This window comes from Variovorax sp. J2P1-31, assembly GCF_030317215.1.
GTDB lineage: Bacteria > Pseudomonadota > Gammaproteobacteria > Burkholderiales > Burkholderiaceae_C > Variovorax.
The window spans coordinates 450,048-474,550 of the sequence record NZ_JASZYA010000003.1; the positions used below are offsets into that span (position 1 = coordinate 450,048).

The window sequence follows — 24,503 nt, forward strand, 5'->3', positions numbered from 1 at the left end:
TTCAGTCGCCGACGATGCGGCGTTCGGTGATGATCTTTTTCCACTTGGCGGCGTCCTGCGCCACCATGCCGGCCAGTTCGGCCGGGGTGCTGGTCGTGGGCTCGATGCCCAGGCGCGAAAGCTTGTCGCGCACCTCCGGGTCGGCCAGCGACTGGTTGGCCGCGGTGTTGATGCGCGCCACCATCTCGGCCGGCAGACCCTTGGGGCCGTAGAGCCCGAACCAGGTGTTGGACTCGAAGCCCGGCAGCACGTCGGCGATGGCCGGCAGTTCGGGCGCGAGCGGGCTGCGCTTCAACGAGGTCACGCCCAGCGCGCGCAGCCGGCCGTCGCGCACGTGCGGCATGCCGGTGGGCAGCGAATCGAAGAGCACGTCGACCTTGCCGCTGATCAGGTCGGGGATGGCCAGCGCCGTGCCCTTGTAGGGAATGTGCGTGACGAACACGCCGGCCTGCGACTTGAACAGCTCGGCCGTGAGCTGCACGATGGTGCCGTTGCCGCTCGAGGCGTAGTTGAGCTTGCCGGGGTTCTTCTTCGCGTAGTCGATCCACTCGCGCACCGTCTTGGCGGGCGAGCTGTTGGGCACCAGCATGATGCTGGGCGCGTCGCCCACGTGGGCGATGGGCGTGAAGTCGCGCACCGTGTCGTAGGGCAGCTTCGGGTTGATGGCCGGGCCGATCGAGTGCGTGCTGGTGGTGGCCAGCAGCAGCGTGTAGCCGTCGGCCGGCGCCTTGGCCGCCAGGTCGGAGCCGATGGCGCCGCCGGCGCCCGGCTTGTTGTCGATCACGATCGTGGCGCCCAGCTTCTCGCCCATCTTCTGCGACAGCGTGCGCGCGAACAGGTCGGTGGCACCGGCCGCGGGAAAGGGCACGATCAGGCGGATCGGCTTGGCCGGATAGCCCTGCGCCAGGCTGGCGGACGACGCGGCCACGCACAGCGCGAGGGCGACGCCCTGAAGGAACTGGATTCTTTTCATGGTGCTGGATTCTGTCCCGATGGAAGAAAGCTCGCATGCTATGCAGCCCACGCGCATCAAGCCAGATAATTCCACTTATTCAACTATGAGCGTTGTTTATGAAGAAACAGGGCACCGAAGAGGTCTCGCTGCAGCAGCTGCGGGCGCTGGCCGCGGTTGCTGAATCGGGCAGCTTCACGCTGGCGGCCGAGGCGCTCCAGCTCACGCAGCCCGCCATCAGCCACCTGGTCAAGCGCATGGAGGAGGAACTGGGGCAGCCGCTGGTGGTGCGGGGCCGCCGCATCCAGCTGACGGGCGCGGGCCAGGTGATGTTCGACACCGCCGTGCGCGCGCTGCGGCTGATCGACGAATCGGTCGAGGCCTGCCGCTCGCAGTCGCAGCTGCGCGAGGGGCGCGTGGTGCTGGCGGTGGGCCACCTCACGGCGGGCGCCCTGCTGCCGCCGGTGCTGGGCCGCTTTTCCCGCCTGCATCCCACGCTGGTGGCGACGCTGCTCGACAGCACGGCCGAGCAGATGATCTCGCGCATCCTGTCGCAGGAGGCGGACCTGGGCTTCGGCTCGGACATCGGGCAGAAGCATTCGGAACTCGCGACCGAGCCGCTGTTCACCGAGCGCATGGCGCTGTTCGTGCGCGACGACCATCCGCTGGCCCAGCGCGTGGTGGTCGATGCGAGGCACCTCGAGCCGCTGCCTTTCATCCACGTCAACCCCGACGCCAATGTGTGGCGCGCGGTCAGCCGCCAGCTCTCGAGCGTGGCCAACGTGTACCCGCGCGTGGCCCACCATGTGTCGATGCTGTCGACGGCCTTCGGCCTGATCCAGGCCGGCGCGGGCGTGGCGCTGCTGCCGCGCTATGTGGAGGTGCTGATGCCGGCCAACCTGCGCGCCGTTGCCGTGACACGGCCGACGCTGGAATACCCGGTGGTCGCGATCCGGCTGGCCAAGCATCCGCTGAGCCCCGCGGCGATGGCCTTCCTGGCCATGGCCCGGCAGCACATGAAGCCGCCGCGCGGCGGCAAGCCCTGAACGGCTGCCGCGCAAAAAAAACGGCGCCCGAAGGCGCCGTCTTGCGGAGAGGCGGCAAAGCCGCCCGGCTCATCAATCCTCGACGAAGGCCTCTTCGCGCTTGGACTTCACGGCCGGCAGCAGCACGATGATCAGCAGCAGCAGCGCGGCGGCCAGCAGACCGGCGGAGATCGGCCGGCTCACGAACACGCTCCAGTCGCCACGCGACAGCAGCAGCGCGCGGCGCAGGTTCTCTTCCATCATCGGGCCCAGGATGAAGCCCAGCAGCAGCGGCGCGGGTTCGCAGCCCAGCTTGAAGAAGGCGTAGCCGATGAAGCCGAAGGCGCCCACCATCCAGATGTCGAAGGTGTTGTTGTTGGTCGAGTACACGCCGATCGCGCAGAACAGCACGATCGCCGGGAACAGGTACTTGTAGGGCACCGACAGCAGCTTGATCCACATGCCGATCAGCGGCAGGTTCAGGATGATCAGCATCGCGTTGCCGATCCACATCGAGGCGATCAGGCCCCAGAACAGTTCCGGGTTGCTGGTCATGACCTGCGGGCCCGGCTGGATGTTGTGGATGGTCATCGCACCGACCATCAGCGCCATCACGGCGTTGGGCGGGATGCCCAGCGTCAGCAGCGGGATGAAGGAGGTCTGCGCACCGGCGTTGTTGGCCGACTCGGGCGCCGCGACGCCGCGGATGTTGCCCTTGCCGAAGGGCACTTCGCCCGGCTGCAGCTTGGTCTTCTTCTCGATCGTGTAGGCCGCGAAGGCCGCCAGCAGCGCGCCGCCGCCGGGCAGGATGCCCAGGGCCGCGCCGAGCGCCGTGCCGCGCAGCACGGCCGGGATCATGCGCTTGAAGTCTTCCTTGGTCGGGAACAGGCCGGACACCTTGGCGGTGAACACTTCACGCTCTTCTTCGGGGCGCGAGAGGTTGGCGATGATTTCGCCGTAGCCGAACACGCCCATGGCGATGGCCACGAAGCCGATGCCGTCGGTCAGTTCAGGGATGTCGAAGCTGAAGCGGGCCACGCCCGAGTTCACGTCGGTGCCGACCAGGCCCAGCAGCAGGCCCAGCACGATCATCGCGATGGCCTTGAGCAGCGAGCCCGAAGCAAGCACCACGGCGCCGATCAGGCCCAGGATCATCAGCGAGAAGTACTCGGCCGGGCCGAACTTGAACGCGATCTCGGTCAGCGGCGGCGCGAAGGCGGCCAGGATCAGCGTGCCCACGCAGCCGGCGAAGAAGGAGCCCAGCCCGGCCGCGGCGAGCGCGGGACCGGCTCGGCCCTTGCGCGCCATCTGGTAGCCGTCGATCACGGTCACCACCGAGGACGATTCGCCCGGCAGGTTGACCAGGATGGCGGTGGTCGAGCCACCGTACTGGGCACCGTAGTAGATGCCGGCCAGCATGATCAGCGCCGACACGGGGGGCAGCGCGTAGGTGGCGGGCAGCAGCATCGCGATGGTCGCGACCGGACCGATGCCGGGGAGCACGCCGATCAGCGTGCCGAGAATGCAACCGACCAGGCAGTACAGCAGGTTCGTGAAGGTGAACGCGACGCCGAAGCCGATCGAGAGGTTGTTTACCAGATCCATTTTTTATTCCTCAACCCGTGATGAAGGTCGGCCAGACCTGGATCTGCAGCTTGAGCGCCCAGATGAATGCCACGTAGCTGCCGACGGCCAGCACGGTCGCGAGCAGCAGCACCTTCTTCAGATCGAACTCGGTGCCGGCCAGGCTGGAGATGATCACCAGGGCGTAGATCGCGATGATCATGCCCATGGCCGGAACGCCGACGCTCGGCAGGCCGCCCAGCAGGATGCCGAAGGCCAGGTTGGCGCCGATGATGTAGACCACCTGCTTCCAGGCCCACTTGCCGATCTTTTCACCGTCTTCGGTCTCGACCGTCAGGCCGGTGAACATGATGCCCAGGCCGATCAGGGCCATGACGATGCCCAGCATCAGCGGGAAGTAGCCCGGGCCCATGCGGGCGCCGCTGCCGACGTTGTAGGTCGATGCGCCCCATGCGAAGGCGATGCCCACCACGGCGAACATCAGCCCTGCAAAAAAGTCGCGTTGACTTTTGATTTTCACGAACAGTCTCCTCGAACAAATCGAACGGGAGATTGTCTGGTCAGCTTCCGGTCAGTTTGATGTGGATTCCACCTATCGCCGGGCTAGGGTTAGCCCCAGGAACAACGCTACTCGAGGGGCGGCGTGGCGCTCAGCACTTCCTCGATCGTGGTCACGCCTTCGGCCACGCGCAGCGCGCCGGCCAGGCGCAGCGGGCGCATGCCGTCGGTCACGGCTTGGCGGCGCAGCGCGAGCAGGCTGGGTTCCTTGGTGACGCGGGCCTTGAAGTCCTCGCTGACGCTCAGCAGCTCGTACAGGCCCATGCGGCCCATGTAGCCGGTCATGCGGCAGTCGACGCAGCCCACGGGCTTGTAGGCACGCACCGAGCCGGTGATCTGCCAGGGCGCGACGAAGGCCGCGAGCTTCTCGCGCGTGACCGATTCGTCGGGCTGCTTGCACAGCGGGCACAGCGTGCGCACCAGGCGCTGCGCGAGCACGCCCAGCATCACGGCGTTGATCAGGTACGAGGGCACGCCCAGCTCCATCAGCCGCGTGATGGCACTGGGCGCGTCGTTGGTGTGCAGCGTGCTGAAGACCAGGTGGCCGGTGAGTGCCGACTGCACCGCCATCTCGGCGGTGGCGAGGTCGCGGATCTCGCCGACCATGATGATGTCCGGGTCCTGGCGCATCAGCGCGCGCAGGCCCTCGGTGAAGCCGAAGTCCAGCTGCGGCTGCACCTGCGTCTGGTTGAACGCGGGCTCGATCATTTCGATCGGGTCCTCGATGGTGCTCACGTTGACCTGCTCGGTCGCCACGCGCTTGAGCGTGGAGTACAGCGTGGTGGTCTTGCCCGAACCCGTGGGCCCGGTCACGAGGATGATGCCGTGCGGCCGCGTGACCAGCTGCTCCCAGCGCTTGGCGTCGTGCTGCGCGAAGCCCAGCGCGTCGAGGTCCTTGACCGCGGTGTCGGGATCGAAGATGCGCATCACCATCTTCTCGCCGAAGGCCGTGGGCAAGGTCGACAGCCGCATCTCGACCTCGTCGCCGCGCATGTTGCGGGTCTTGATGCGGCCGTCGAGCGGGCGCCGCTTCTCGACCACGTCCATGCGGCCCAGCAGCTTGATGCGCGCGACCATCGCGTTCATCACGCCCATGGGCATCTGGTAGGCCGGGTGCAGCACGCCGTCGATGCGGAAGCGGATCACGCCCTGGTCGCGCCGCGGCTCGAGGTGGATGTCGCTGGCGCGCTGGTCGAAGGCGTATTGCCAGAGCCAATCCACCACCTGCACCACGCTCTGGTCGTTGGCGTCGAGCTGCTTGTTGCTCTTGCCCAGCTCGACCAGCTGCTCGAAGCTCGCGCCGCCCGCGTTGCCGCCGGCCTTCTGCGCGGCGCGCACCGACTTGGCCAGCGCGAAGAACTCGGCGGTATAGCGCTGGATGTCGGTCGGGTTGGCGACCACGCGGCGCACCGAGCGGCGCGACTGGCGCTCGACCTCGGACACCCAGTCGACCAGGAAGGGCTCGGCCGTCGCCACCACCACCTCGCTGGGCGTGACCTGCACCGGCAGCACCTTGTGGCGCTCGGCATAGGCCGCGCTCATGGTGTCGGCCACCTTGCCCACGTCGACCTTGAGCGGATCGATGCGCAGGTAGCTGAGCCCGGCGCGGCCGGCCAGCCATTCGGTCAGCATCTCGAGGTCGAGCGGCTTGCCGTCGCGCTCGCGCGTCATCGCCACGTTGGCCAGGCGCACCAGCGGCGCCTGCCGGCTCTCGGCCTGCGCGCAGCGCGCGATGGTGCGCTGCGCCTCGTGGGGCGAGATCACGCCGTCGGTGGCCAGCCAGCCGATCAGCAGCCGCAGGTCGAGCGGACCCTGGTGCTGCGGGGGCGCGGGCTGGGGCACGGGCGGCGAGACGGCGTTCATGACATGGCTTTGAAGACCCGCAGCCACTTGGGGGCCGGCAGGCCCCAGCGAGTCTGGATGGTTTGCGCACGCTCGGCAAGCACGCCGCGCGCGGGCCGCAGCGGCGTGCGCTGGGCCAGCACCACGGTGTTGCCCTCGCGCGTGGGCTTGAAGGCCCACACCGCGTCGGCGCCGAAGGCCGCGGCGATCTTCTCGAGGCTGCGCTCGTAGCTCGACGAACGACCGAACAGGTTGACCGTCATCGCGCCGTCTTCGGTGAGCAGCGCGCGGCAGTCGGCATAGAAGCTCTCGCTGTCGAGCACCGGTGCCGCGGCCTCGTGGTCGTAGAGGTCGACCTGCAGCGCATCGACGGTGCCGTGCCACTTGGGTTTCTGGATCTCGGCGCCTGCATCGGCCAGCACCACGCTGAGCTTGGCGTCGTCGGCCGGCAGCTTGAACCAGCCGCGGCAGGCCGCGACCACCTGCGGGTTGAGCTCGATGGCGGTGGTGCGCATGCGCAGCTGCTTGCGGCTGAACTTGGTCAGCGTGGCCGCGCCCAGGCCCAGCTGCATCGCATGGCGGCTCATCACGCTCGAGGGCTCGACGAACAGCAGCCAGGCCATCATGCGCTGCACGTACTCGAGCTCGATCTCGAAGGGCGCATCGATCTTCATCGAGCCCTGGACCCATTCGGTGCCCAGGTGCAGATAGCGGATGTCGCCCCAATCGGAGAAGTTGACCTCGGGCAAGGCCGGTTTGCGCGCCGCCATCAGGCCACCAGCCCGTGGCGCGCGAACACCTCGCGCCAGGCCTCGCACTTGCGCTCGAAGGACCAGGCCGCATGGGCCGGGCTGGTCGAGGGCAGCTTGTAGGCCGGCAGTTCGGCATGGCCGCCCGCGCGCAGCGCCTCGATCACCTTGGGCGCATGGCGGAAGCTCTCGGCGCCGTTGTGCGCCACCGCGGCCAGGCGCGGCAGGTCGAGGCCGGCGAAATCGTTGAGCACCGCGTCGCGGATCGAGGCGTCGAGGCTGCCTTCGCGGGCACAGGTGCCGTAGACGTCCCAGACGCCGACACCGCGTTCGAGCAGCCAGTCGGCGCGGGGGGAGAAAGCCGTGCCGGGCGGCAGCGGGCTGGAGGGCCAGAGGGCTTGCAAGATCTTCCAGAATTGGTTTTGCGGGTGGGCATAGTAGCGCCCCTCCGCCAGCGAACGCGCGCTCGGGAAGCTGCCCAGCACCAGCAGCACCACCCCGGGCGAGACGATCGGCGCCAGCCCTTCGAGCGTGGGCGCCTCGCCGGCCCCACGAGAAAAAACCCGCCGAGGCGGGTTTTCGCTGAGGCCTTCGCGGCTGTCGCCGCCGGGGCGATCAGGGCTTGGCGGCTGCATTCTCGGCGGTGCCGGGGATCTTTTCGCCGATCTTGTGGCCGGCGCTGCGCATGCCGTCAGCGGCCTTGTGACCGACGCCGGCGACGGCGTGGCCGGTCTTCTTGGCGGCGTTGCTGGTCGCGTGGCCGGCCTTCTTGGCGGTGCGCTTGGTGGCCTTGTAGGCCTTCTTGGTGCCGGTCTTGGCCTTGTCGACCACGGTCGGCTCGGGTGCGGCGGCCGGTGCCATCGTGGTGGTCGCCGGTGCAGGCTGCTGTGCCATGGCGGAGAAACCGATGGACGCGATGCCCAGTGCGAGGATGGCGGGAACGGTACGGATGAAAGACGAGGTCATGAGGGTTCTCCTTGAACAGTTGTAGTCACGGACGGGCCGCACTGATCGAACAACGGGCCACATGGCGATCAGGATGACAGCAAAAACACACGGTGTAATCGTCGAAACAGAAATCGGGCCGCGCGCCTACAGGCCAGCCTGACCGGAAGCTGACGCCGGCGTCAGCGCGCGCAGACGCGGCATCGCCTCCAGCGCATTGCGGGTGGTGGCCTCGGCCAGTACTTCCAGCGAAATGCCGCGCAACTGCGCCAGTTCCTGCGCGATGCGCGGCAGCTCGCCCGGCTCGTTGCGGCCCTGCGGCGCGCCGGCCTCGCGCTCCTCGCGCGTGCGGTAGAGCCAGTGCGGCTGGATGTCGGGTGCGTCGGTCTCCATCACGATCGCCTCGAGCGGCAGCGTGGCGGCCAGGCGGCGCACCTGCAGCGCGCGGTCGAAGGTCAGCGTGCCGCCGAAGCCCAGCTTCAGGCCCAGGTCCAGGCAGGCCTGCGCCTGCTGCGCGCTGCCGTTGAAGGCATGGGCGATGCCGCGCCAGGGCCGGCCGGCGCCGACCCGGCGCAGCTGCTTGAGCACCTGGTCGACCGAGCGCCGCACATGGATCAGCACCGGCAGATCGTGCCGGCGCGCGAGTTGCAGCTGCGCATGGAAGAAGTGCTCCTGCTTCGCCCAGTCCAGGCCGGGCACGAAACCGTCCAGGCCGATCTCCCCCAGCGCCACCAGGCGCGGGTCGGCGAGGTTTTCCTGCAGCGCAGCATCGAGCGTGGCGAGGTCCTGGTCGCCCGCCTGGCCGGTGAACAGCGGATGGATGCCCAAGGCATAGGCGTCGCCTTGCACATGCGCCAGGCGGCGCACCGTCTCGAAGTCGAAGGCCGCCACCGCGGGCATGACGCAGAGCGCCACACCGGCCGCCGCGGCGCGGGCACGGACCGTGGGCATCTCGTCGCCGAACTCCGGGGCGTCGAGGTGACAGTGTGTATCGATGAAGGCGGGCATCGCTTCATGATGCCCGAACGCATGCAAAGGGCCACAAAGCGTGCTACCGTGATTTCCTCCCCACGTCACTCTTTGCCGGAGGTGTCGATGCGCAGGACAGCTCTCTACAGTCGCTCGCCCCAGGCGTCGAAGGACGCCGAGGCGCCGGTGGCCGACACACCGCAGGCGGTCGCCCCGCCGGCCGCGGCCGGCGCGCGATGGCAGCCGGGCCGGCGCGCTTTCGGCGCCCTGCTGGCACTGGTCGTCGCCCTGGGCGCGGGCGGCGCGGCTTTCTGGCCGCGGCAGGCCGCCCACACGCTGACCCAGAAGGACATCGATGCCGCGGTGCTGCGCACGCTGCAGACCGCCACCCTGCCCTCGGCCGCGGCCCGCGCGGCGGCCCTCGTGCAGCCCTCGGTCGTGCGCGTGGTGAGTTACGGCCCCGAGCGCACCTCGCCCGAGGCCAAGACCGAGAAGCGCGGCCGCAACCTGGCGCGCGGCAAGCAGCCCGAAGCCGACGGGCCGCCCGGCGAGGTCGAACGCGGCATCGGCACCGGCGTGGTGATCGTCGACAAGGGCGTGATCCTCACCAACCTGCACGTGGTGGCCGGCGCCCAGACCATCAAGGTGACCTTCGCCGACGGGCTGGAAGCGCTCGCCACCATCACCGGCGTCCAGCCCGAGAACGACCTGGCCGTGCTGCAGGCACGCAAGATTCCCGACGACCTGATCCCCGCCACCCTGGCTTCCACCGCCGACCTGCAGTCGGGCGACCAGGTGGTCGCGGTCGGCTTTCCCTTCGGCATCGGGCCCTCGGTGTCGGCCGGCGTGGTGTCGGGTCTCAAGCGCTCCTTCCGCTCGCCCGAGGGCAAGCAGGAACTGGGCAACCTGATCCAGTTCGATGCCGCGGCCAACCCCGGCAACTCGGGCGGCCCGCTGGTGAACATGGAAGGCCAGGTGGTGGGCATCGTCACCGCCATCCTCAACCCGACCCAGCAACGCACCTTCATCGGCATCGGCTTCGCCGTGCCGATCGAGAACGCGGCCTCGGCGCTCGGGTCGCCGCCGTTCTGACCGCCTCGCCTCTTCCAACCTGTCACGAAAGCCGTCGCATGAGCCCAGAGACCACGCCGCCGTCGAATCCGCCCGCCACCGCCGAGCTGATGGAGCAGATCCTCTACGAGGTCAAGCGCATCGTGGTCGGGCAGGACCGCTTCCTCGAGCGCGTCATGGTCGCCATGCTCGCCGGCGGCCACCTGCTGGTCGAAGGCGTGCCCGGCCTGGCCAAGACGCTGACCATCAAGACGCTGGCCGACACGGTGCGCGGCCAGTTCAAGCGCATCCAGTTCACGCCCGACCTGGTGCCGGCCGACCTGGTGGGCACGCGCATCTACAACCAGAAGACCGGCGAGTTCAGTACCTCGCTGGGCCCGGTGTTCGCCAACCTGCTGCTGGCCGACGAGATCAACCGCGCGCCGGCCAAGGTGCAGAGCGCGCTGCTCGAGGTGATGCAGGAGCGGCAGGTCACGATCGCGGGCGAGACGCACAAGGTGCCGCGCCCCTTCCTCGTGATGGCCACGCAGAACCCGATCGAGACCGAGGGCACCTACCCGCTGCCCGAGGCCCAGGTCGACCGCTTCATGATGAAGGTGCTGGTCGACTACCCCAGCGACGAGGAGGAGTTCGTGATCGTGCAGCGCGTGATCGGTCCGCCCGTGGAAGCCGCGGCCGTGGCCACCACCGAGCAGCTCGCGGCGCTGCAGGCCGAGGCCCGCCGCGTCTACGTCGACCCCTCGCTGATCCAATACGCGGTGAAGCTGGTGTCGGCCACGCGCAACCCCGAGAAGCACGGCCTGAAGGAGCTGCGCCGTTTCATCACCTTCGGCGCCAGCCCGCGCGCCACCATCAACCTCACCGAGGGTGCGCGCGCGCTCGCGATGCTGCGCGGCCGCAGCTATGCGCTGCCCGAGGACATGACGGCGCTGGTGCCCGACGTGCTGCGCCACCGCGTGACGCTGTCCTACGAAGGCCTGTCGGAGGGCCTGACGCCCGACGGCCTGATCGACAAGATCATGCGCGCCATTCCCGCCCCGCCGAAGCCGCTCGAACATGAAAAACTGGTGGCCTAGCAAGCGGGCGCGTGCCGCGAACGACGCCCAGGTGGCCGCTGCGGCCGAGACGGCCGCGGGCGCCGCCGAGCGCCTGCTGCGCCGGCTCGAATGGACCGTGATCCGCCGGCTCGACGGCCTGCTGCAGGGCAACTACCGCACGCTGATGCGCGGCACCGGGCTCGACCTGGCCGACCTGCGCGAGTACCAGCTGCACGACGACGTGCGCCACATCGACTGGAACGTCACGGCGCGGCTGCAGACGCCGCATGTGCGGGTGTTCACCGAAGACCGCGAGATGGCCGCCTGGTTCGTGCTCGACCTGAGCCGCTCGGTCGACTTCGGCTCGGGCCTGCGGGCCAAGCGCGAGATCTCGGCCGGCTTCGTGGGCGTGCTGGCGCGCCTGCTCACGCGCCACGGCAACCGGGTGGGCGCGCTGGTCTACGGCAGCGACCTCGAGGCCGTGATCCCGCCGCGCAGCGGGCGCCGCCACGTGCTGCACCTGCTGCATTCGATGGAGCGCCGCGCGGTCGAAGGCCCGGCGGCGCAGGGCCTGACGCGGCTGGCCGAGCTGCTGCAATCGGCCGCCACGCTGATGCCGCGGCGCGCCACGGTGTTCGTGGTGTCCGACTTCCTCAGCGAGCCCGGCTGGGAGAAGCCGCTGGCCCGGCTGGCGCAGCGCCATGAGGTCGTGGCCGTGCGCCTGTTCGATCCGCTCGAGCTGTCGCTGCCCGACCTCGGCCTGGTGCCGCTGCGCGACGCCGAGACCGGCGACCAGCTCTGGGTCGACACGCACGACGCCGGCTTCCGCCAGCGCTTCGCACGCCTCGCGGCCGAGCGCGAGAACACCTTGCGCGCGGCGCTGGCCAAGGCCGGCGTCGATGCACTCGAACTGTCGACCGACGACGACCTGGCCGCCGCCATCCTGCGCTTCGCCGACCTGCGCAAGCGCCGCGTGCGCGCCGGCGGCGCGGCCCGCCCCTTGCAGGCGGCCACCGCATGACACCGATGTCCACCCGGAGCGCACCATGAGTTTCCTGTGGCCCCAGTTCCTCTGGCTGCTGGCGGCGTTGCCGCTGCTGGTGCTGCTCTATGTCTGGCTGATGCGCCGCAAGAAGAAGCTGGCGCTGCGCTATGCCAGCCTCTCGATCGTGCGCGAAGCCATGGGCGCGGGCCAGAGCGTGCGCCGCCACATCCCGCCGCTGCTGTTCCTGCTGGCCATGGCCGCGATGCTGATCGCCGCGGCCCGGCCGATGGCGGTGGTGGTGCTGCCTTCGAACCAGCAGACCATCATCCTCGCGATGGACGTGTCGGGCAGCATGCGCGCCACCGACGTGCAGCCCAACCGCCTGGTGGCCGCGCAGGACGCGGCCAAGGGCTTCATCAAGGACCTGCCACGCACCGTCAAGGTCGGCATCGTGGCCTTCGCCGGCAGCGCGCAGGTGGCCCAGCTGCCGACCACCAACCGCGACGACCTGGTCACGGCCATCGACGCCTTCCAGCTGCAGCGCGCCACCGCGACCGGCAATGCCATCGTGGTCTCGCTGGCCACGCTGTTCCCCAACGCCGGCATCGACATCGCGAACTTCGATCCGCAGAGCCGGCAGCGCGGCGTGCCGATCGAACAGGCGGGCAAGACCCCGCCCAAGGATTTCGTGCCGGTGGCGCCCGGCTCCTATACCTCGGCCGCGGTGATCATGCTGACCGACGGCCAGCGCACCACCGGCGTCGATCCGCTCGACGCGGCCAAGGTGGCGGCGGACCGCGGCGTGCGCGTCTACACCGTGGGCATCGGCACCGTCGACGGCGAGACCATCGGCTTCGAGGGCTGGTCGATGCGCGTGCGGCTCGACGAGGAAACGCTCAAGGCCATCGCCAACAAGACCCAGGGCGAGTACTTCTACGCGGGCACGGCGGCCGACCTGAAGAAGGTCTACGACACGCTGAGTTCGCGCCTCACGGTGGAGAAGAAGGAAACCGAGGTCTCGGCGCTGTTCGCGCTGGGCGCGGCGCTGCTGGCCTTCCTGTCGGCCGGCCTGTCGCTGTTCTGGTTCAACCGGATCCTGTAAGGGCGGGGGCGACCGGCCCTCAGCCCGGATGGCGCAGCAGGCCCAGCCGCGTGGCCTCGAACACCGCCTCGTTCTTGGAGTGCACGGCCAGCTTGCCGTAGAGGCTCTTGATGTGGGTCTGCACCGTGTGCACGCTCAGGGACTTGAGGCGCGCGATCTCGGCATAGGAGAAGCCCCGCGCGATCAGGGTCAGCACCTCCTGCTCGCGTCCCGACAGCAGCGAGGGCGGCGCGGGCGCGGGGGCCGGCGGCGCGGCGCGCAAGGCATCGGCGGCCTCGCTGGCCTCGGACTGCAGGCTGCGGTACTTGGCCAGCACGCGGCGCGCGATCATGGGCGAGATCGGCGAGGCGCCGGCCTTCATCTCCAGGATGGTCTGGGCGATGTCTTCGGGCGGGGCGTCCTTGTGCAGGTAGCCCACGGCCCCGGCCTCGATGCTGGCCAGCACGTTGTCTTCGTCGCCGAACACCGAGATCACCAGCGGCTCGCACTGCGGAAAGCGCGCCACCGCGGCCCGGATCACGTCCAGGCCCGTGCCGTCGGGCAGGCCCAGGTCCGACAGCAGCACATCGGGCGCCTCGGGCGTCGCGGCCAGCCAGGCCAGCGCCTCGCCCACCGTGCCCATCCCGGCCAGCCAGCGCAGCCGCGGACTTGCACGCACGCTGCGCTCGAAGAAGGCACGCGTGCCTTCGTCATCCTCGACCACCAGAACACTGAACGGGCGCCCGGCACCCGGCGCATAGACCTCGGTTTGCATAGACGCCGAGCATAAGCCGCGAAAGCGGCCTGAATCCGCGGGAACTCACCGATTCATGGGATGCGCGCGCAGAGGCAGCGCTTCAGACTGCGCGGGCGCCGGTGTGTAACGCCGCCGTTACCCCTCGATCCCCCCAAGGAAGGACATCCCATGAAGAACTCCGCCATCGCCAGAACCCCCATCGCCTGGGCCTCTGCCCTGCTGCTCACCCTCGCCGCCTGCGGCGGTGGCGGTGGAAGCGATGGCGCGTCTTCCGGCGGTGGCGGTGGCGGCGGCGCCGCGGGCGGCGGCGGCGGGACCGAGCAGCCGGTCGCGCTGGCGCAACTGCACGGCGTCGCCGCCACCGGCGCGCCCTTCAGCAACGCCACGGTGACCGTGACCGACCAGACCGGCGCCGTGGTCTGCACCCGCACCACCGATGCGAACGGGGCCTACACCTGCGAACTGCCCGCCGGCACCAAGGCGCCGCTGGTGATCCGCGCCAGCCGCGACGACCTGAGCCTCTACAGCACCACCGCCAGCGCCACCGGCGGTATCGTCAACGTGACACCGTTGACCACCATCGTCGTTTCACAGCTCTCGCCCGACGGCAACCCGGCCAGCCTGGCCGGCGCGATCCAGACCCGGCCCGAGGCCGTGACGGCCGCGACCATCCAGGCCCAGGCGGCGGAACTCAGCGCCGCGCTCAAGCCGCTGCTCGACGCGCTGGGCCAGAGCGGCCTGGACCTGATGAACGGCAACTTCGCGGCCGACGGCACCGGCCAGGACCGCCTGCTGGACGCGATCGCCGTGAGCGTGCAGCCCGACGGCAGCGCCGCCAACATCCAGATCACGGTCAAGAGCGTGCCCTCCAGCGGCAGCCCCGAGCCGCAGTCGATCAGCTTCAGCACCGCCGACACGGGCACGCCGGTGCTGCCGCCGGTCGATGCCGGCACGCTGGTGCAGCCGCCGACCCCGGCGCTGATCGCGTCCTTCCTGGCCCGCCTCAACGCCTGCTACGCCCTGCCGCTGGCCCAGCGCGTCACCGCCGTCAACGATGGCGTGAACGCCACCGGCACCGCGGCCGACCTGGTGGCGCCGGCCTGCCGCACGCTGTTCGTCGGCGACGACCCGGCCAGCTACCAGGCCAACGGCGCCAGCGTGGGCCGCAACGCCAGCGGCCGCGGCGCCTTCGAGAGCATGTTCCGCGCCGGCCCGACCGGCCTGGTGCACGACCGCGGCAACTTCGAGTTCTTCCGCAACGCGACCGACGTGGTGATCACCTACCGCTGGACCGACACCCTGGGCAACACCGACAACGACACCCTGCTGCTGCGCACCGAGAACGGCGTGCTCAAGCTGACCGGCAACGGCAACGCCTACCGCGTGTCGGTGCGCCCGATCGCCGAGAAGCGCGAGATGATCAACACGCCCGACTTCAGCTACAGCGCCACCGGCTACAACGTCAACATCGAGAACCGGCTCGACGAGAACTTCCAGCCGGTGCTCGACAAGGTGGTGGTCACGCCCCCCTTCGGCGCGCCGCAGACCTACCGGCCCCAGCCGGGCTTCTCGTACCTCACGGTGGCACGGCCGAACGGCAACGCCACCAACGCCAGCGGCAGCGTGATCTACCTGGCGGGCCGCTTCGACAACCCGGCCACGGCCGGCACGCCCGCCGACAAGGAGACCAACCTGAACTTCGTCAGCCCGGCCTACGCGGAAGCGGACCTGCGCGCGCTCAAGGACCAGAGCGTGTGGAAGATCGAGTTCTACCGCCTCGGCGAAACCGCGCCCTCCACCACCCAGAGCGCACGCACCATCGCCCGGGCCCAGACCCTCGACGAGATCAGGCAGCTGAGCTTCGCCGCGATCACGCCGGCCCTGCGCGACGAACTGCGCGCCGAGACGGCGAACACGACCGACCACGTGCTGGTGTTCGGCACCAGCACCCCGCAGGAACCGAACCTGATCGACTTCAGCGCCGAGGGCAACAACCCGGGCTGGGCCGTGCCGACGGGCGCACTGGCGCCCACGCTGTTCACCGCCTACGGCCGCTACAGCGGCACGCGCTGGGAAGACTCGGTGACGGTGCGCAACACCGCCCGCACGACGATCCTCAACTGCTCGCCCTATGCGGCGACCGACGGCCATTGCGTGACCCTCAACGGCGCCCGCGAGTACCGGCCGGGCGCGAGCCTGAACACCTTCGACCTCTGGGCCCGCAGTTCGCGCCAGGTCGAGCTCAGCAGCAAGATCGGGCTCTACAGCATCCAATAAGCCGCCCCGGCGCCAAGAAAGCCCCGCCTGCGCGGGGCTTTCTTCTTGCAGAATCGAGATCCACACACCCGGGCCGCCGCTTCGACAGCCCCACCCGCATGCCACAGCGTCCTGTCACCCACCTGCTCTACCTGCACGGTTTCCGCTCCTCGCCGCAGTCCATGAAGGCCCGGCTGGTGGCGCAGCGCGTGCAGCAACGCCACCCCGGGCTCCAGTGGTGGTGCCCCCAGCTGCCGCCCTCGCCGTGCGAGGCGATGGACATGGTGATGCGCGGCATCGCCGACTGGCCGCGCGAATCGATGGCGGTCATCGGCTCCTCGCTGGGCGGCTTCTATGCGACCTACGTGGCGGCCATGACGCGCTGCCGCGCGGTGCTGCTGAACCCGGCCGTCGAGCCCGCGCGCGACCTGGGCCGCCACATCGGCGAGCAGACCGCCTGGCACGACCCGCAGCAGCACTTCTTCTTCCGCCCCGAATTCATCGACCAGCTGCGCACCCTCGAGGTCGGCGAACTGTCGCGTCCGGAACGGGTGTTCGCCATCATCGCCAAGGGCGACGAGGTGCTCGACTGGCGCGAGATGTCCGCCCGCTATCCGGGCAGCCGGATCCGGCTGCTCGAGGGCGGCGACCATGCGCTGTCGGACTTCGCCGCGAAGCACCTCGACGACGTGATGCGCTTCGTCCACCCCGGCTGATCCCGGCCTCGGCGCCGGCGCCGGGGCCGCGTGGGACAATCCGGCCCATGTTTGTATTGTTCGAAGAAGCCGGAAAGTACCTCGGCGGCCGCGTTTTGTCGGAGGCCGAGGCGTCGGCGCAGGTCGAGCTCGACACCGGCAAGCGGCTCAAGGTCAAGAGCGCCCACATCGTGCTGCGTTTCGAGAAACCGGCCCCGGCCGAGCTGATCGCGGAGGCGCGCGCACTGGCCGCCACCATGGACCTCGACCTGGCCTGGGAATTCGCGGCCGAGGGCGAGTTCGGTTTCGCCGACCTCGCGGCCGACTACTTCCAGTCCAACCCGACGCAGGCCCAGCAGGCGGCTGCGCTGTTCGCGCTGTTCGAGGCGCCCCACTATTTCCGGCGCGCCGGCAAGGGCCGCTTCAAGAAGGCGCCGGCCGAGATCGTCCAGCAGGCGCTGGCCGCGATCGAGAAGAAGAAGCAGGTGCTGGCCCAGATCGCCGAATGGGCGACGCAGCTGGTGGCCGGCGAATGCCCGGCGCCGGTGCGCGAGCAGCTCTACAAGATCCTGTTCAAGCCCGACAAGAACGCCCCCGAATACAAGGCCGTGGTCGAGGCCTCGCGCACCGCGCAGCGCGCGCCGCTCGAGCTGCTCGAGCGCGCGGGCGCCATCGACTCGGCCTACCAGTTCCACTGGAAGCGCTTCCTGTTCGAGAACTTCCCCAAGGGCACGGCCTTCCCCGCGCTCGCGGCCCCGCCGATCGCCGACGACCTGCCGCTGGCCGAAGGCGTGCAGGCCTTCTCGATCGACGATTCGCAGACCACCGAGATCGACGACGCGCTGTCGGTGCAGGGCCTGGGCACGGGCACCGTCACGGTCGGCGTGCACATCGCGGCGCCCGGCCTGGCCTTCGCGCCCGGCAGCGCGCTCGACCAGGTGGCGCGCGCGCGCATGTCCACGGTCTACATGCCCGGCCACAAGATCACCATGCTGCCCGACGCGGTGGTGCAGACCTACACGCTGCTCGACGGCGGCGACCGCCCGGCGGTGTCGCTCTACGCGCGCTACGACGAGGCCACGCTCGAACTGCAGGGCACCGAGACGAAGATCGAGCGCGTGCCGATCGTCGCCAACCTGCGCCACGACCAGCTCGACAGCGTGATCACCCAGGCCTGGCTCGAGGACGCCTCGGTGCCCGGCGCCGGCGCGCCCGCCATCGTCACCACGCTGCGCGACCCGCTGATGTTCCTGTTCCGCCTGGCCAAGGCGCTCAAGGCGCAGCGCGAGGTGGTGCGCGGCAAGCCGGAGAACTTCAACCGGCCCGACTACAACTTCCGCCTGGTCGGCAACGAGGGCGAGCCGGACGGCAGCGAGCAGGTGCAGATCAGCACGCGCCAGCGCGGCGCGCCGCTCGACCTGATCGTCTCCGAGGCCATGATCCTGGCCAACAGCAGCTGGGGCGGCTGGCTGGGCGAGCTGGGCGTGCCCGGCCTCTACCGCAGCCAGGCCAGCCTGGCACCGGGCATCAAGGTGCGCATGGGCACGCGCGCGCTGCCGCACGCGGGCCTGGGCGTGAAGAGCTATGCCTGGAGCACCTCGCCGCTGCGCCGCTACACCGACCTGGTGAACCAGTGGCAGATCATCGCCGCGGCCCGCCACGGCAAGACCGCCGCGCTGGCCGCGCCCTTCAAGCCCAAGGACGCCGACCTGTTCTCGATTCTTTCGGGCTTCGACGCGGCCTACGCCACCTACAACGCCTACCAGGGCGGCATGGAACGCTTCTGGACGCTCAAGTACCTGGCGCAGCAGGGCATCACCGAGCTCACGGCGACGGTGATCAAGGACCTGCCCAACGGCGCGCTGGTGCGGGCCGACACGCTGCCGCTGGTGTTCCCGGTGGCCGGCCAGCAGGAGCGCGGCGCGCACCTGCGGGTGAAGCTGGGCGAGATCGACGAGATCGCGCTCGACGTACACGGCACCGTGCTCGAGCGCCTCGATGCGCCGGTCGATGACGCCGCGCTGGAAGACGGCGCGGGTGAGGACGACGAGGAAGTGGCCGGCCCGATCGCCATCGCGGTCGACCTGAGCGACAGCGAGGCCGGCACGGAGAACACGCCCGCCTGAGCACCGCCGCCGACGCACGCCCGATGAACCTCAAAGACCTGAGCACCCTGCAGATCGCGCTGGGCCTGTCGGTGGTGGCCCATGCCCTGCTGCTCACGGTGCGCTTCATCGACCCCGAGGCCATGGACCGCGTGTTCCGCGACACGCCGCTCGAGGTGATCCTGGTCAACGCCGCCACCCAGGAGCGGCCCGACAAGGCCCTGGCCATCGCCCAGAAGTCGATGGCCGGCGGCGGCGACCTCGAGCGCGGCCGCGCCACCAGCCCGCTGCCCCCCTCGACCTTCACCGCGGTCGGCGATGCGATGGAAGACGCCGAACGCAAGGTCGAGGCCCTGCAGGCGCAGCAGCAGCAGTTGCTCACGCAGATCCGGCAGCAGCTCGCGGCCATGCCGGTCCCCGACCCGCGCCAGGCGGGCCAGCCGAGCGAGGCCGCGGCGCAGGAAGAGAAGCGCCGCCAGCTGCTCAACCTGCTGGCCGAGATCGAGCGCCGCGTGAACGAGGAGAACGCGCGGCCCAAGAAGCGCTACATCAGCCCGTCGACGCGCGAGGAGGCCTACGCCGTGTACGTCGATTCGCTGCGCCGGCGCATCGAGTCGCGCGGCACCGAGAACTTCCCCGAGGTCGCGGGCCGCAAGCTCTACGGCGAACTCACGATGCTGGTCACCGTCAACTTCGACGGCAGCGTGCTCGGCACCGAGATCGTCCAGACCTCGGGCAACCTGGCGCTGGACCGCCGGGCCCAGGCCATCGTGCGCAGCATCGGCAGCTTCGGCCGCTTCAGCGACGCGATGCGCCGCCAGGCCGACCAGATCGTGCTGCCCTCGCGCTTCCGCTTCACCCGCGACGAGACGCTGGAAACGCAGCTGTCCGCGCGCCAACCCTGAGACCATGGACCTCTACTGCGTCATGGGCAACCCGGTCGCGCACAGCCGCTCGCCGTGGATCCACGCCCGCTTTGCCGAACTCACGGGCCAGACCCTGGCCTACGGCCGCCGCCAGATCGCGCTCGACGGCTTCGCCGACGGCATCGCGGCCTTCCGCGCCGATCCCGAGGGCACGGCCCGCGGCTGCAACGTGACCGTGCCCTTCAAGTTCGACGCCGGCGCGGTGGCGCAACACGTGAGCCCGCGCGCGGCGCTGGCCCAGGCGGTGAACACGCTGAGCTTCCGCGACGACGGCGTGCACGGCGACAACACCGACGGCGCGGGCCTGGTGAACGACATCCAGCGCAACGCGGGCGTCGCGATCGCGGGCCGCGAGGTGCTGCTGATCGGCGCGGGCGGCGCGGCGGCCGGCGTGATCGGCCCGCTGCTCGACGCCGGCGCGCGGCGCATCGTGCTGGCCAACCGCACGCTGGCCAAGGCCGTGGCGCTGGTGCGGCGGCATGCGGCGCTGGCGCTGTCGCACGGCGCGGTGATCGAGGCGCATGAACTGCACACCGTGCCGGGCGATTTCGACATCGTGGTCAATGCCTCGGCTTCGAGCCTCGCGGGCGATGCGGTGCCGGTCGCGGCCGGCGTGCTGCGCCCGGGCGCGCTGGCGGTCGACATGATGTACGGGCCCGCGGCCGCGGCCTTCATGGACTGGGCCCGCGCCCACGGCGCGGTGCCGCGCGACGGGCTGGGCATGCTGGTCGAGCAGGCGGCCGAGTCCTTCGCGATCTGGCGCGGCGTGCGCCCGCCCTCGGCGCGGGTGCTGGCCGAGCTGCGCGCGCAGCTCGAGGGCTGAAGCCGTGCGCGGGCTGCTGCGCCTGATCGCCTGCCTCGCGGCCGCCGGCCTGGCGCTGCAGCTGTTCTTCATCGGCCGCATCGCGCTGATGGTCGCCATCGACCCGCAATCGACCACCTTCCAGCGCTCCGAGGCCTGGCGCATCGCGAGCGCGGGCCGCGACAACACGGCCAAGGGCGAGACGCGCGCCTGGCAGCAGGAATGGGTTCCCTACGAGCGCATCGCCGACACGCTCAAGCGCGCGGTGATCGCCAGCGAGGACGCCGACTTCATCTCGCACGGCGGCGTCGAATGGGAAGCCATCGAACGCGCGCGCCAGCGCAATGCCAAGGCCGAGGAGATCGCGGCCCGCCGCGCCGCCCAGGCCCGCGCGCGCGGCCGGGAGCCCGCGCCGCCGAAGATCCGCGGCGGCTCGACCATCACGCAGCAGCTGGCCAAGAACCTGCTGCTGTCGGGCGAGCGCACGCTGCTGCGCAAGGGCCAGGAGCTGGTGCTCGCCACCACGCTCGAGTTCCTGCTGGACAAGCGCCGCATCCTCGAGATCTACCTCAACAACGTCGAATGGGGCGAAGGCGTTTTCGGCGCCGAGGCCGCCGCGCAGCACTACTTCAACAAGCCGGCCGCGCGGCTGAGCGCCAACGAGGCGGCGCGGCTGGCCGTGATGCTGCCCAGCCCCAAGTTCTTCGAGCGCCGGCCGGGCTCGCCCTACGTGAGCGGCCGGGCCGCGACCATCGTGGCGCGCATGCCCGCGGCCGAGCTGCCCTGAGCCTGCGTCAGGCGCGCTCGAACACGATGCGCGAGACGGCGGTGCGCCCCGAGCCATGGGGCCGACGCGCCGGCTCGGCGAAGGTGTCGATCACGCTGAAACCGGCCTTGCGCATCATGCCGGCGGAGGCCGCGTTCTCCTCGTGGCGATCGATGTAGACCTCGCGCAGGCCTTGCGCTTTCAGCACGCCCAGCGCGGCAGTGAGCAGGGCGGCACCGATGCCGCGGCCCACGCCCTCGCGGTGCACCGCGGCCTCGCAGACGTAGCCATGCACCGCGTCGCGCCGGTCCTCGGATTGGTAGCGCGCAAAGTGCGTCGTGCGGCAGAAGGTGACCACGCCGAGCACCGCATCGCCCTCGCGTGCCACCACCGCACCGACCTCGCCGGTCGTGATCTGCGCTAGATGGGCCGCCACTTCGTCGGGCGGCAGCCAGTTCCAGACGTTGGGGCCGTGCGCGAGGATCAACTCGGTCAGCGCGGGAATGTCGGCGGCCGTCGCCACATCGATCTGCCAGGTCATCGCTTCTGTCCTTTGAAGAAAACCACGTCGATCCACAGCACCGCCGCGCCGCCGATCGCATAGGCCAGCACGTCCAGCCAGTCCGGCGTGCTGCCCAGCAGGATGCGCAGCACCGGGTTCGGGATCTGCCAGTGCCAGAGCTTGGCCAGGTACTGCCCCAGCTCCAGCAGGCAGCCGCTGCCGAAGGCCGCCAGCGCGAGTTGCCAGGGCCGCGCAGCCACCACGCTCTTGAAGACGAAGTAGAGCCAGGCGACGGCCAGCACGTCGCCGAAGAAGCCACGCAGCCAGCCGGCGCGCGCGCCCACGGTGGCCAGCAGCGCCAGCAGCACGAACAGGACCAGCGCCGCGAGGCCCGCGCGTGGATCGAAGCGCCAGGCCGCGGCGGGCCGGTCGAGGGAATGCCATCTCATGCCCCGTATCATCGCCTCCATGTTTGCCGCGAAGTTGCTGGGATGGGTCTTGCTGGGCGTGGTGCGTTTGCTCACCGGGGCACAGGCACGCTGGTGGGGCTGCCCGCCCAAGGCCGAGCAGCGCATCTACTTCGCCAACCACCAGAGCCACCTCGACCTGGTGATGATCTGGGCCGCGCTGCCCGAGGAATTGCGCAGCATCACGCGCCCGATCGCGGCGCGCGACTACTGGGCCAACACGCCGATGAAGCGCTGGATCACCACCGAGGTGTTCAACGCGATCTACGTGGAGCGCGGCGGCACGCCGGCCCCGGCCGAGGAAGGCGCGCCCGCGCCCGACCCGATGGCGCCGCTCATGCCGCTGATCGAGGCGCTCAGGAGCGGCGACTCGATCATCATCTTTCCCGAAGGCACGCGCGGCCACACCGGCGAGCCGCAGAAGTTCAAGTCGGGCCTCTACACGCTGGCCCAGATGTTCCCCGAGGTGGTGCTGGTGCCGGCCTGGATCGACAACGTGCAGCGCGTGATGCCCAAGGGCGAGATCGTGCCGGTGCCGATCCTGTGCTCGGTGACCTTCGGCGCGCCCATCGCGCTGGGCGCCGACGAGGAGCGCCGGGCCTTCCTGGACCGCGCGCGCGAAGCGGTGGTCGCACTGCGCAACGTATGAACGCCTTCCTCCGCAACCTCACGCCCACCCAGCAGGTGGCCGCGCTCTTCGTGATCGTGTTCGGCCTGCTGGCCGTGATCAGCATCGCGACCCTGCTGGTCGGCTTTCGCGAACGGCGCAACGCCGCGCACGGCGAGGCCTGGCTGCGCGAGTTCAACGACTTCCGCGCGCTGCTCAGCACCACCTGGTTCATGGTGGTCGTGTTCTGGATCGGCTGGGCGCTGGGGCCCAGCGTGGCGACCGTGCTGTTCGCGATCATCTCCTTCTTCGCGCTGCGCGAGTTCATCACGCTCTCGCCCACGCGCCGGGGCGACCACCGCAGCCTGATTCTGGCCTTCTTCGTGGTGCTGCCGATCCAGTTCGTGCTGGTGGGCACGGCGCGCTTCGACCTGTTCACGGTCTTCATCCCGGTCTACGTCTTCATCGCCATCCCGGTGGTGAGCGCGCTGGCCAACGACCCCAGCCACTTCCTCGAACGCAACGCCAAGCTGCAGTGGGGCATCACGGTCTGCGTCTACGGCATGAGCCATGTGCCGGCGCTGCTGCTGCTGAGCTTTCCGGGCTACGAGGGCAAGAGCGCCTTCCTGGTCTTCTTCCTGGTGTTCGTGGTCCAGACCTGCATGGTGGTGCAGCACCTGATCGCGCGCCAGTTCGCCCCGCTGGCGGCCGATGCGCCACAGCCCACCGGCCTGCGCGGCCGGCTCCAGCGCCTGCTGGGCCGCGCGCCCTTCGCGCCCAACGTGAGCCGCAGCTTCAACTGGACCAGCTGGGGCGTGGGCATGGCGATCGCGAGCGTGGTGGGCGCGCTGATGTCCTTCATCACGCCCTTCAAGTTCGGCCAGGCCCTGGCCATGGCGCTGATCGCCTGCGTGGCGGGCTCGATGGGCCACCTGGTGATGAAGGCGCTCAAGCGCGACCGCGGCATCCCCAACTGGGGACCCAAGGGCGTGGGCGTGACGGGCGCCAACGGCCTGCTCGACCGGGTCGATGCGCTGTGCTTCGCGGCGCCGATCTTCTTCCATTCGGTGCGCTGGTACTTCGGCGTCTGATCGCGTGCGCATCCTAGGCATCGACCCCGGCCTGCAGACCACCGGCTTCGGCGTGGTGGACCTCGACGGTCATGCGCTGCGCTACGTGGCCAGCGGCACCATCAGCACGAGCAAGCTCGAGCGCGGCAACCTGCCGGCGCGGCTCAAGGTGCTGTTCGACGGCATCGGCGAGATCGTGGCGCGCTACCAGCCGACCACCTCGGCGGTGGAGATCGTGTTCGTCAACGTGAACCCGCAGTCCACGCTGCTGCTGGGCCAGGCCCGCGGCGCCTGCCTGACCGCGCTGGTCTCGCACGACCTGCCGGTGGCCGAGTACACGGCGCTGCAGATGAAGCGCGCGGTCGCGGGCCACGGCCAGGCGGCCAAGGCGCAGGTGCAGGAGATGGTCAAGCGCCTGCTCGACCTGCCCGGCCTGCCGGGCAGCGACGCGGCCGACGCGCTGGGCATTGCGATCACGCATGCGCACGTGGGCAGTTCGATGGCGCGGCTGGGCGAGGCCTCGGCACTGGCGCGCAGCACCAGCGGGATGTACCGGCAGGGGCGGACGCGCTAGGCGACGCGCTCGGCGATCAGCACCGCGAAGAAGCCGAAGGCCGCGAGCAGCGTCCACTTCAGCACGATCCAGCCGAAGCGGCGGTACTTCATCTGGCCCGTGCCCGCGTAGAACGCGAAGGACACGCCGGCGATCAGCAACAGCAGCAGGATGGCCCAGCGGAACAGCAGCATCGGTC

The 24,503-nt window shown here is 70.0% G+C and carries 26 protein-coding genes; 14 read left to right on the forward strand and 12 right to left on the reverse strand.

All coding sequences use genetic code 11. The features are described 5' to 3' along the window. Position 1: 1 nt before the first annotated feature. Positions 2-973, reverse strand: coding sequence for a Bug family tripartite tricarboxylate transporter substrate binding protein (locus QTI20_RS22070; RefSeq protein WP_286554305.1), 972 nt, complete (start codon positions 971-973; stop codon positions 2-4). Positions 974-1,071: 98 nt separating this feature from the next. On the opposite strand from QTI20_RS22070, the gene QTI20_RS22075 reads away from it, so the two are divergent. Further along, positions 1,072-1,998, forward strand: a complete 927-nt coding sequence (locus QTI20_RS22075) for a LysR family transcriptional regulator (protein ID WP_286554303.1) — start codon at positions 1,072-1,074, stop codon at positions 1,996-1,998. 72 nt (positions 1,999-2,070) lie between these two features. Here the strand turns inward: QTI20_RS22075 and QTI20_RS22080 are convergent, their stop codons facing one another. The 7 genes from QTI20_RS22080 to QTI20_RS22110 all read right to left on the reverse strand — a co-directional run bounded on the left by QTI20_RS22080 (position 2,071) and on the right by QTI20_RS22110 (position 8,663). Next, positions 2,071-3,582, reverse strand: a complete 1,512-nt coding sequence (locus tag QTI20_RS22080; protein WP_286554302.1) for a tripartite tricarboxylate transporter permease — start codon at positions 3,580-3,582, stop codon at positions 2,071-2,073. Positions 3,583-3,592: 10 nt separating this feature from the next. Beyond that, on the reverse strand, positions 3,593-4,081 hold the full coding sequence (locus QTI20_RS22085) for a tripartite tricarboxylate transporter TctB family protein (RefSeq protein ID WP_183024615.1): 489 nt from the start codon (positions 4,079-4,081) through the stop codon (positions 3,593-3,595). Between the two features lie 107 nt (positions 4,082-4,188). Then, the gene (gene tfpB, locus QTI20_RS22090) at positions 4,189-5,982 is read right to left on the reverse strand and encodes a type IV pilus assembly ATPase TfpB (RefSeq protein ID WP_286554301.1); all 1,794 of its coding nucleotides are present in this window, start codon (positions 5,980-5,982) and stop codon (positions 4,189-4,191) included. After that, positions 5,979-6,731 carry a class I SAM-dependent methyltransferase gene (locus QTI20_RS22095; RefSeq protein WP_286554300.1) on the reverse strand — a complete coding sequence of 251 codons (753 nt, stop codon included), beginning with the start codon at positions 6,729-6,731 and terminating at the stop codon, positions 5,979-5,981. Before QTI20_RS22095 ends, tfpB begins: the two co-directional genes overlap by 4 nt. Then, positions 6,731-7,345, reverse strand: a complete 615-nt coding sequence (locus QTI20_RS22100) for a DNA-deoxyinosine glycosylase (protein ID WP_286554299.1) — start codon at positions 7,343-7,345, stop codon at positions 6,731-6,733. Before QTI20_RS22100 ends, QTI20_RS22095 begins: the two co-directional genes overlap by 1 nt. Beyond that, positions 7,326-7,676, reverse strand: a complete 351-nt coding sequence (locus tag QTI20_RS22105) for a hypothetical protein (protein WP_183024619.1) — start codon at positions 7,674-7,676, stop codon at positions 7,326-7,328. The genes QTI20_RS22100 and QTI20_RS22105 overlap by 20 nt, the downstream gene beginning before the upstream one ends. Before the next feature lie 126 nt (positions 7,677-7,802). After that, a complete protein-coding gene (locus tag QTI20_RS22110) occupies positions 7,803-8,663 on the reverse strand; it encodes a TatD family hydrolase (RefSeq protein WP_286554298.1) in 861 nt (286 codons plus the stop codon). A gap of 87 nt (positions 8,664-8,750) precedes the next feature. Between QTI20_RS22110 and QTI20_RS22115 the strand changes: the two genes are divergently transcribed. The 4 genes from QTI20_RS22115 to QTI20_RS22130 are packed head-to-tail and all read left to right on the forward strand — an operon-like array spanning position 8,751 to position 12,819. Further along, positions 8,751-9,716, forward strand: a complete 966-nt coding sequence (locus QTI20_RS22115) for a S1C family serine protease (RefSeq protein WP_286554297.1) — start codon at positions 8,751-8,753, stop codon at positions 9,714-9,716. 38 nt (positions 9,717-9,754) lie between these two features. After that, positions 9,755-10,771 carry an AAA family ATPase gene (locus tag QTI20_RS22120; RefSeq protein ID WP_286554295.1) on the forward strand — a complete coding sequence of 339 codons (1,017 nt, stop codon included), beginning with the start codon at positions 9,755-9,757 and terminating at the stop codon, positions 10,769-10,771. Continuing rightward, on the forward strand, positions 10,752-11,753 hold the full coding sequence (locus QTI20_RS22125; protein ID WP_286554294.1) for a DUF58 domain-containing protein: 1,002 nt from the start codon (positions 10,752-10,754) through the stop codon (positions 11,751-11,753). Before QTI20_RS22120 ends, QTI20_RS22125 begins: the two co-directional genes overlap by 20 nt. A gap of 25 nt (positions 11,754-11,778) precedes the next feature. After that, complete coding sequence (locus tag QTI20_RS22130) at positions 11,779-12,819, forward strand: VWA domain-containing protein (protein WP_286554293.1); 1,041 nt, start codon at positions 11,779-11,781, stop codon at positions 12,817-12,819. A gap of 19 nt (positions 12,820-12,838) precedes the next feature. On the opposite strand, the gene QTI20_RS22135 is transcribed toward QTI20_RS22130, so the two are convergent. Further along, a complete protein-coding gene (locus QTI20_RS22135; RefSeq protein WP_286554291.1) occupies positions 12,839-13,573 on the reverse strand; it encodes a response regulator transcription factor in 735 nt (244 codons plus the stop codon). Between the two features lie 150 nt (positions 13,574-13,723). On the opposite strand from QTI20_RS22135, the gene QTI20_RS22140 reads away from it, so the two are divergent. The 6 genes from QTI20_RS22140 (at position 13,724) to mtgA (ending at position 21,126) form a co-directional block, all read left to right on the forward strand. Next, positions 13,724-15,832: a carboxypeptidase-like regulatory domain-containing protein gene (locus QTI20_RS22140; protein ID WP_286554290.1), complete on the forward strand. Its 2,109-nt coding sequence runs from the start codon at positions 13,724-13,726 to the stop codon at positions 15,830-15,832. Positions 15,833-15,930: 98 nt separating this feature from the next. Beyond that, positions 15,931-16,527 carry a YqiA/YcfP family alpha/beta fold hydrolase gene (locus QTI20_RS22145; RefSeq protein ID WP_286554289.1) on the forward strand — a complete coding sequence of 199 codons (597 nt, stop codon included), beginning with the start codon at positions 15,931-15,933 and terminating at the stop codon, positions 16,525-16,527. Positions 16,528-16,574: 47 nt separating this feature from the next. After that, the gene (locus tag QTI20_RS22150; protein ID WP_286554288.1) at positions 16,575-18,632 is read left to right on the forward strand and encodes a ribonuclease catalytic domain-containing protein; all 2,058 of its coding nucleotides are present in this window, start codon (positions 16,575-16,577) and stop codon (positions 18,630-18,632) included. 23 nt (positions 18,633-18,655) lie between these two features. Beyond that, a complete protein-coding gene (locus QTI20_RS22155; protein WP_286554286.1) occupies positions 18,656-19,516 on the forward strand; it encodes an energy transducer TonB in 861 nt (286 codons plus the stop codon). Positions 19,517-19,520: 4 nt separating this feature from the next. Further along, the gene (gene aroE, locus QTI20_RS22160; RefSeq protein ID WP_286554285.1) at positions 19,521-20,360 is read left to right on the forward strand and encodes a shikimate dehydrogenase; all 840 of its coding nucleotides are present in this window, start codon (positions 19,521-19,523) and stop codon (positions 20,358-20,360) included. Between the two features lie 4 nt (positions 20,361-20,364). Further along, complete coding sequence (gene mtgA, locus QTI20_RS22165) at positions 20,365-21,126, forward strand: monofunctional biosynthetic peptidoglycan transglycosylase (protein WP_286554284.1); 762 nt, start codon at positions 20,365-20,367, stop codon at positions 21,124-21,126. Positions 21,127-21,133: 7 nt separating this feature from the next. Here mtgA and QTI20_RS22170 read toward each other — a convergent pair whose 3' ends face one another. Both QTI20_RS22170 and QTI20_RS22175 read right to left on the reverse strand, forming a co-directional pair. Continuing rightward, complete coding sequence (locus QTI20_RS22170; RefSeq protein ID WP_286554282.1) at positions 21,134-21,646, reverse strand: GNAT family N-acetyltransferase; 513 nt, start codon at positions 21,644-21,646, stop codon at positions 21,134-21,136. Next, positions 21,643-22,056, reverse strand: coding sequence for a ribosomal maturation YjgA family protein (locus QTI20_RS22175; RefSeq protein ID WP_286554280.1), 414 nt, complete (start codon positions 22,054-22,056; stop codon positions 21,643-21,645). Before QTI20_RS22175 ends, QTI20_RS22170 begins: the two co-directional genes overlap by 4 nt. Before the next feature lie 19 nt (positions 22,057-22,075). On the opposite strand from QTI20_RS22175, the gene QTI20_RS22180 reads away from it, so the two are divergent. The 3 genes from QTI20_RS22180 to ruvC are packed head-to-tail and all read left to right on the forward strand — an operon-like array spanning position 22,076 to position 24,325. Beyond that, positions 22,076-22,723, forward strand: a complete 648-nt coding sequence (locus QTI20_RS22180; protein ID WP_286554278.1) for a lysophospholipid acyltransferase family protein — start codon at positions 22,076-22,078, stop codon at positions 22,721-22,723. Further along, on the forward strand, positions 22,720-23,772 hold the full coding sequence (locus QTI20_RS22185; protein WP_286554276.1) for a phosphatidate cytidylyltransferase: 1,053 nt from the start codon (positions 22,720-22,722) through the stop codon (positions 23,770-23,772). Before QTI20_RS22180 ends, QTI20_RS22185 begins: the two co-directional genes overlap by 4 nt. A 4-nt stretch (positions 23,773-23,776) precedes the next feature. Next, positions 23,777-24,325, forward strand: coding sequence for a crossover junction endodeoxyribonuclease RuvC (gene ruvC, locus QTI20_RS22190; protein ID WP_183024636.1), 549 nt, complete (start codon positions 23,777-23,779; stop codon positions 24,323-24,325). On the opposite strand, the gene QTI20_RS22195 is transcribed toward ruvC, so the two are convergent. Further along, positions 24,322-24,498 (reverse strand): hypothetical protein, encoded by a 177-nt coding sequence (locus tag QTI20_RS22195; RefSeq protein WP_183024637.1) that lies wholly within the window; start codon positions 24,496-24,498, stop codon positions 24,322-24,324. The two genes, ruvC and QTI20_RS22195, sit on opposite strands and share 4 nt — an antisense overlap. Positions 24,499-24,503 lie beyond the last annotated feature (5 nt).

What these genes read in the sequence shown, in the direction of transcription:
- QTI20_RS22145 (WP_286554289.1), top strand. Translation starts at nt 15,931, where the DNA reads ATGCCACAGCGTCCTGTCACCCACCTGCTCTACCTGCACGGTTTCCGC.
- QTI20_RS22185 (WP_286554276.1), top strand. Translation starts at nt 22,720, where the DNA reads ATGAACGCCTTCCTCCGCAACCTCACGCCCACCCAGCAGGTGGCCGCG.
- QTI20_RS22130 (WP_286554293.1), top strand. Translation starts at nt 11,779, where the DNA reads ATGAGTTTCCTGTGGCCCCAGTTCCTCTGGCTGCTGGCGGCGTTGCCG.
- QTI20_RS22195 (WP_183024637.1), bottom strand. Translation starts at nt 24,498, where the DNA reads ATGCTGCTGTTCCGCTGGGCCATCCTGCTGCTGTTGCTGATCGCCGGC.
- QTI20_RS22120 (WP_286554295.1), top strand. Translation starts at nt 9,755, where the DNA reads ATGAGCCCAGAGACCACGCCGCCGTCGAATCCGCCCGCCACCGCCGAG.
- QTI20_RS22105 (WP_183024619.1), bottom strand. Translation starts at nt 7,676, where the DNA reads ATGACCTCGTCTTTCATCCGTACCGTTCCCGCCATCCTCGCACTGGGC.
- QTI20_RS22075 (WP_286554303.1), top strand. Translation starts at nt 1,072, where the DNA reads ATGAAGAAACAGGGCACCGAAGAGGTCTCGCTGCAGCAGCTGCGGGCG.
- QTI20_RS22140 (WP_286554290.1), top strand. Translation starts at nt 13,724, where the DNA reads ATGAAGAACTCCGCCATCGCCAGAACCCCCATCGCCTGGGCCTCTGCC.
- QTI20_RS22070 (WP_286554305.1), bottom strand. Translation starts at nt 973, where the DNA reads ATGAAAAGAATCCAGTTCCTTCAGGGCGTCGCCCTCGCGCTGTGCGTG.
- QTI20_RS22095 (WP_286554300.1), bottom strand. Translation starts at nt 6,731, where the DNA reads ATGGCGGCGCGCAAACCGGCCTTGCCCGAGGTCAACTTCTCCGATTGG.
- QTI20_RS22110 (WP_286554298.1), bottom strand. Translation starts at nt 8,663, where the DNA reads ATGCCCGCCTTCATCGATACACACTGTCACCTCGACGCCCCGGAGTTC.
- QTI20_RS22135 (WP_286554291.1), bottom strand. Translation starts at nt 13,573, where the DNA reads ATGCAAACCGAGGTCTATGCGCCGGGTGCCGGGCGCCCGTTCAGTGTT.
- aroE (WP_286554285.1), top strand. Translation starts at nt 19,521, where the DNA reads ATGGACCTCTACTGCGTCATGGGCAACCCGGTCGCGCACAGCCGCTCG.
- QTI20_RS22080 (WP_286554302.1), bottom strand. Translation starts at nt 3,582, where the DNA reads ATGGATCTGGTAAACAACCTCTCGATCGGCTTCGGCGTCGCGTTCACC.
- QTI20_RS22170 (WP_286554282.1), bottom strand. Translation starts at nt 21,646, where the DNA reads ATGACCTGGCAGATCGATGTGGCGACGGCCGCCGACATTCCCGCGCTG.
- QTI20_RS22175 (WP_286554280.1), bottom strand. Translation starts at nt 22,056, where the DNA reads ATGAGATGGCATTCCCTCGACCGGCCCGCCGCGGCCTGGCGCTTCGAT.
- tfpB (WP_286554301.1), bottom strand. Translation starts at nt 5,982, where the DNA reads ATGAACGCCGTCTCGCCGCCCGTGCCCCAGCCCGCGCCCCCGCAGCAC.
- QTI20_RS22155 (WP_286554286.1), top strand. Translation starts at nt 18,656, where the DNA reads ATGAACCTCAAAGACCTGAGCACCCTGCAGATCGCGCTGGGCCTGTCG.
- QTI20_RS22180 (WP_286554278.1), top strand. Translation starts at nt 22,076, where the DNA reads ATGTTTGCCGCGAAGTTGCTGGGATGGGTCTTGCTGGGCGTGGTGCGT.
- QTI20_RS22115 (WP_286554297.1), top strand. Translation starts at nt 8,751, where the DNA reads ATGCGCAGGACAGCTCTCTACAGTCGCTCGCCCCAGGCGTCGAAGGAC.
- QTI20_RS22100 (WP_286554299.1), bottom strand. Translation starts at nt 7,345, where the DNA reads ATGCAGCCGCCAAGCCCTGATCGCCCCGGCGGCGACAGCCGCGAAGGC.
- QTI20_RS22150 (WP_286554288.1), top strand. Translation starts at nt 16,575, where the DNA reads ATGTTTGTATTGTTCGAAGAAGCCGGAAAGTACCTCGGCGGCCGCGTT.
- QTI20_RS22125 (WP_286554294.1), top strand. Translation starts at nt 10,752, where the DNA reads ATGAAAAACTGGTGGCCTAGCAAGCGGGCGCGTGCCGCGAACGACGCC.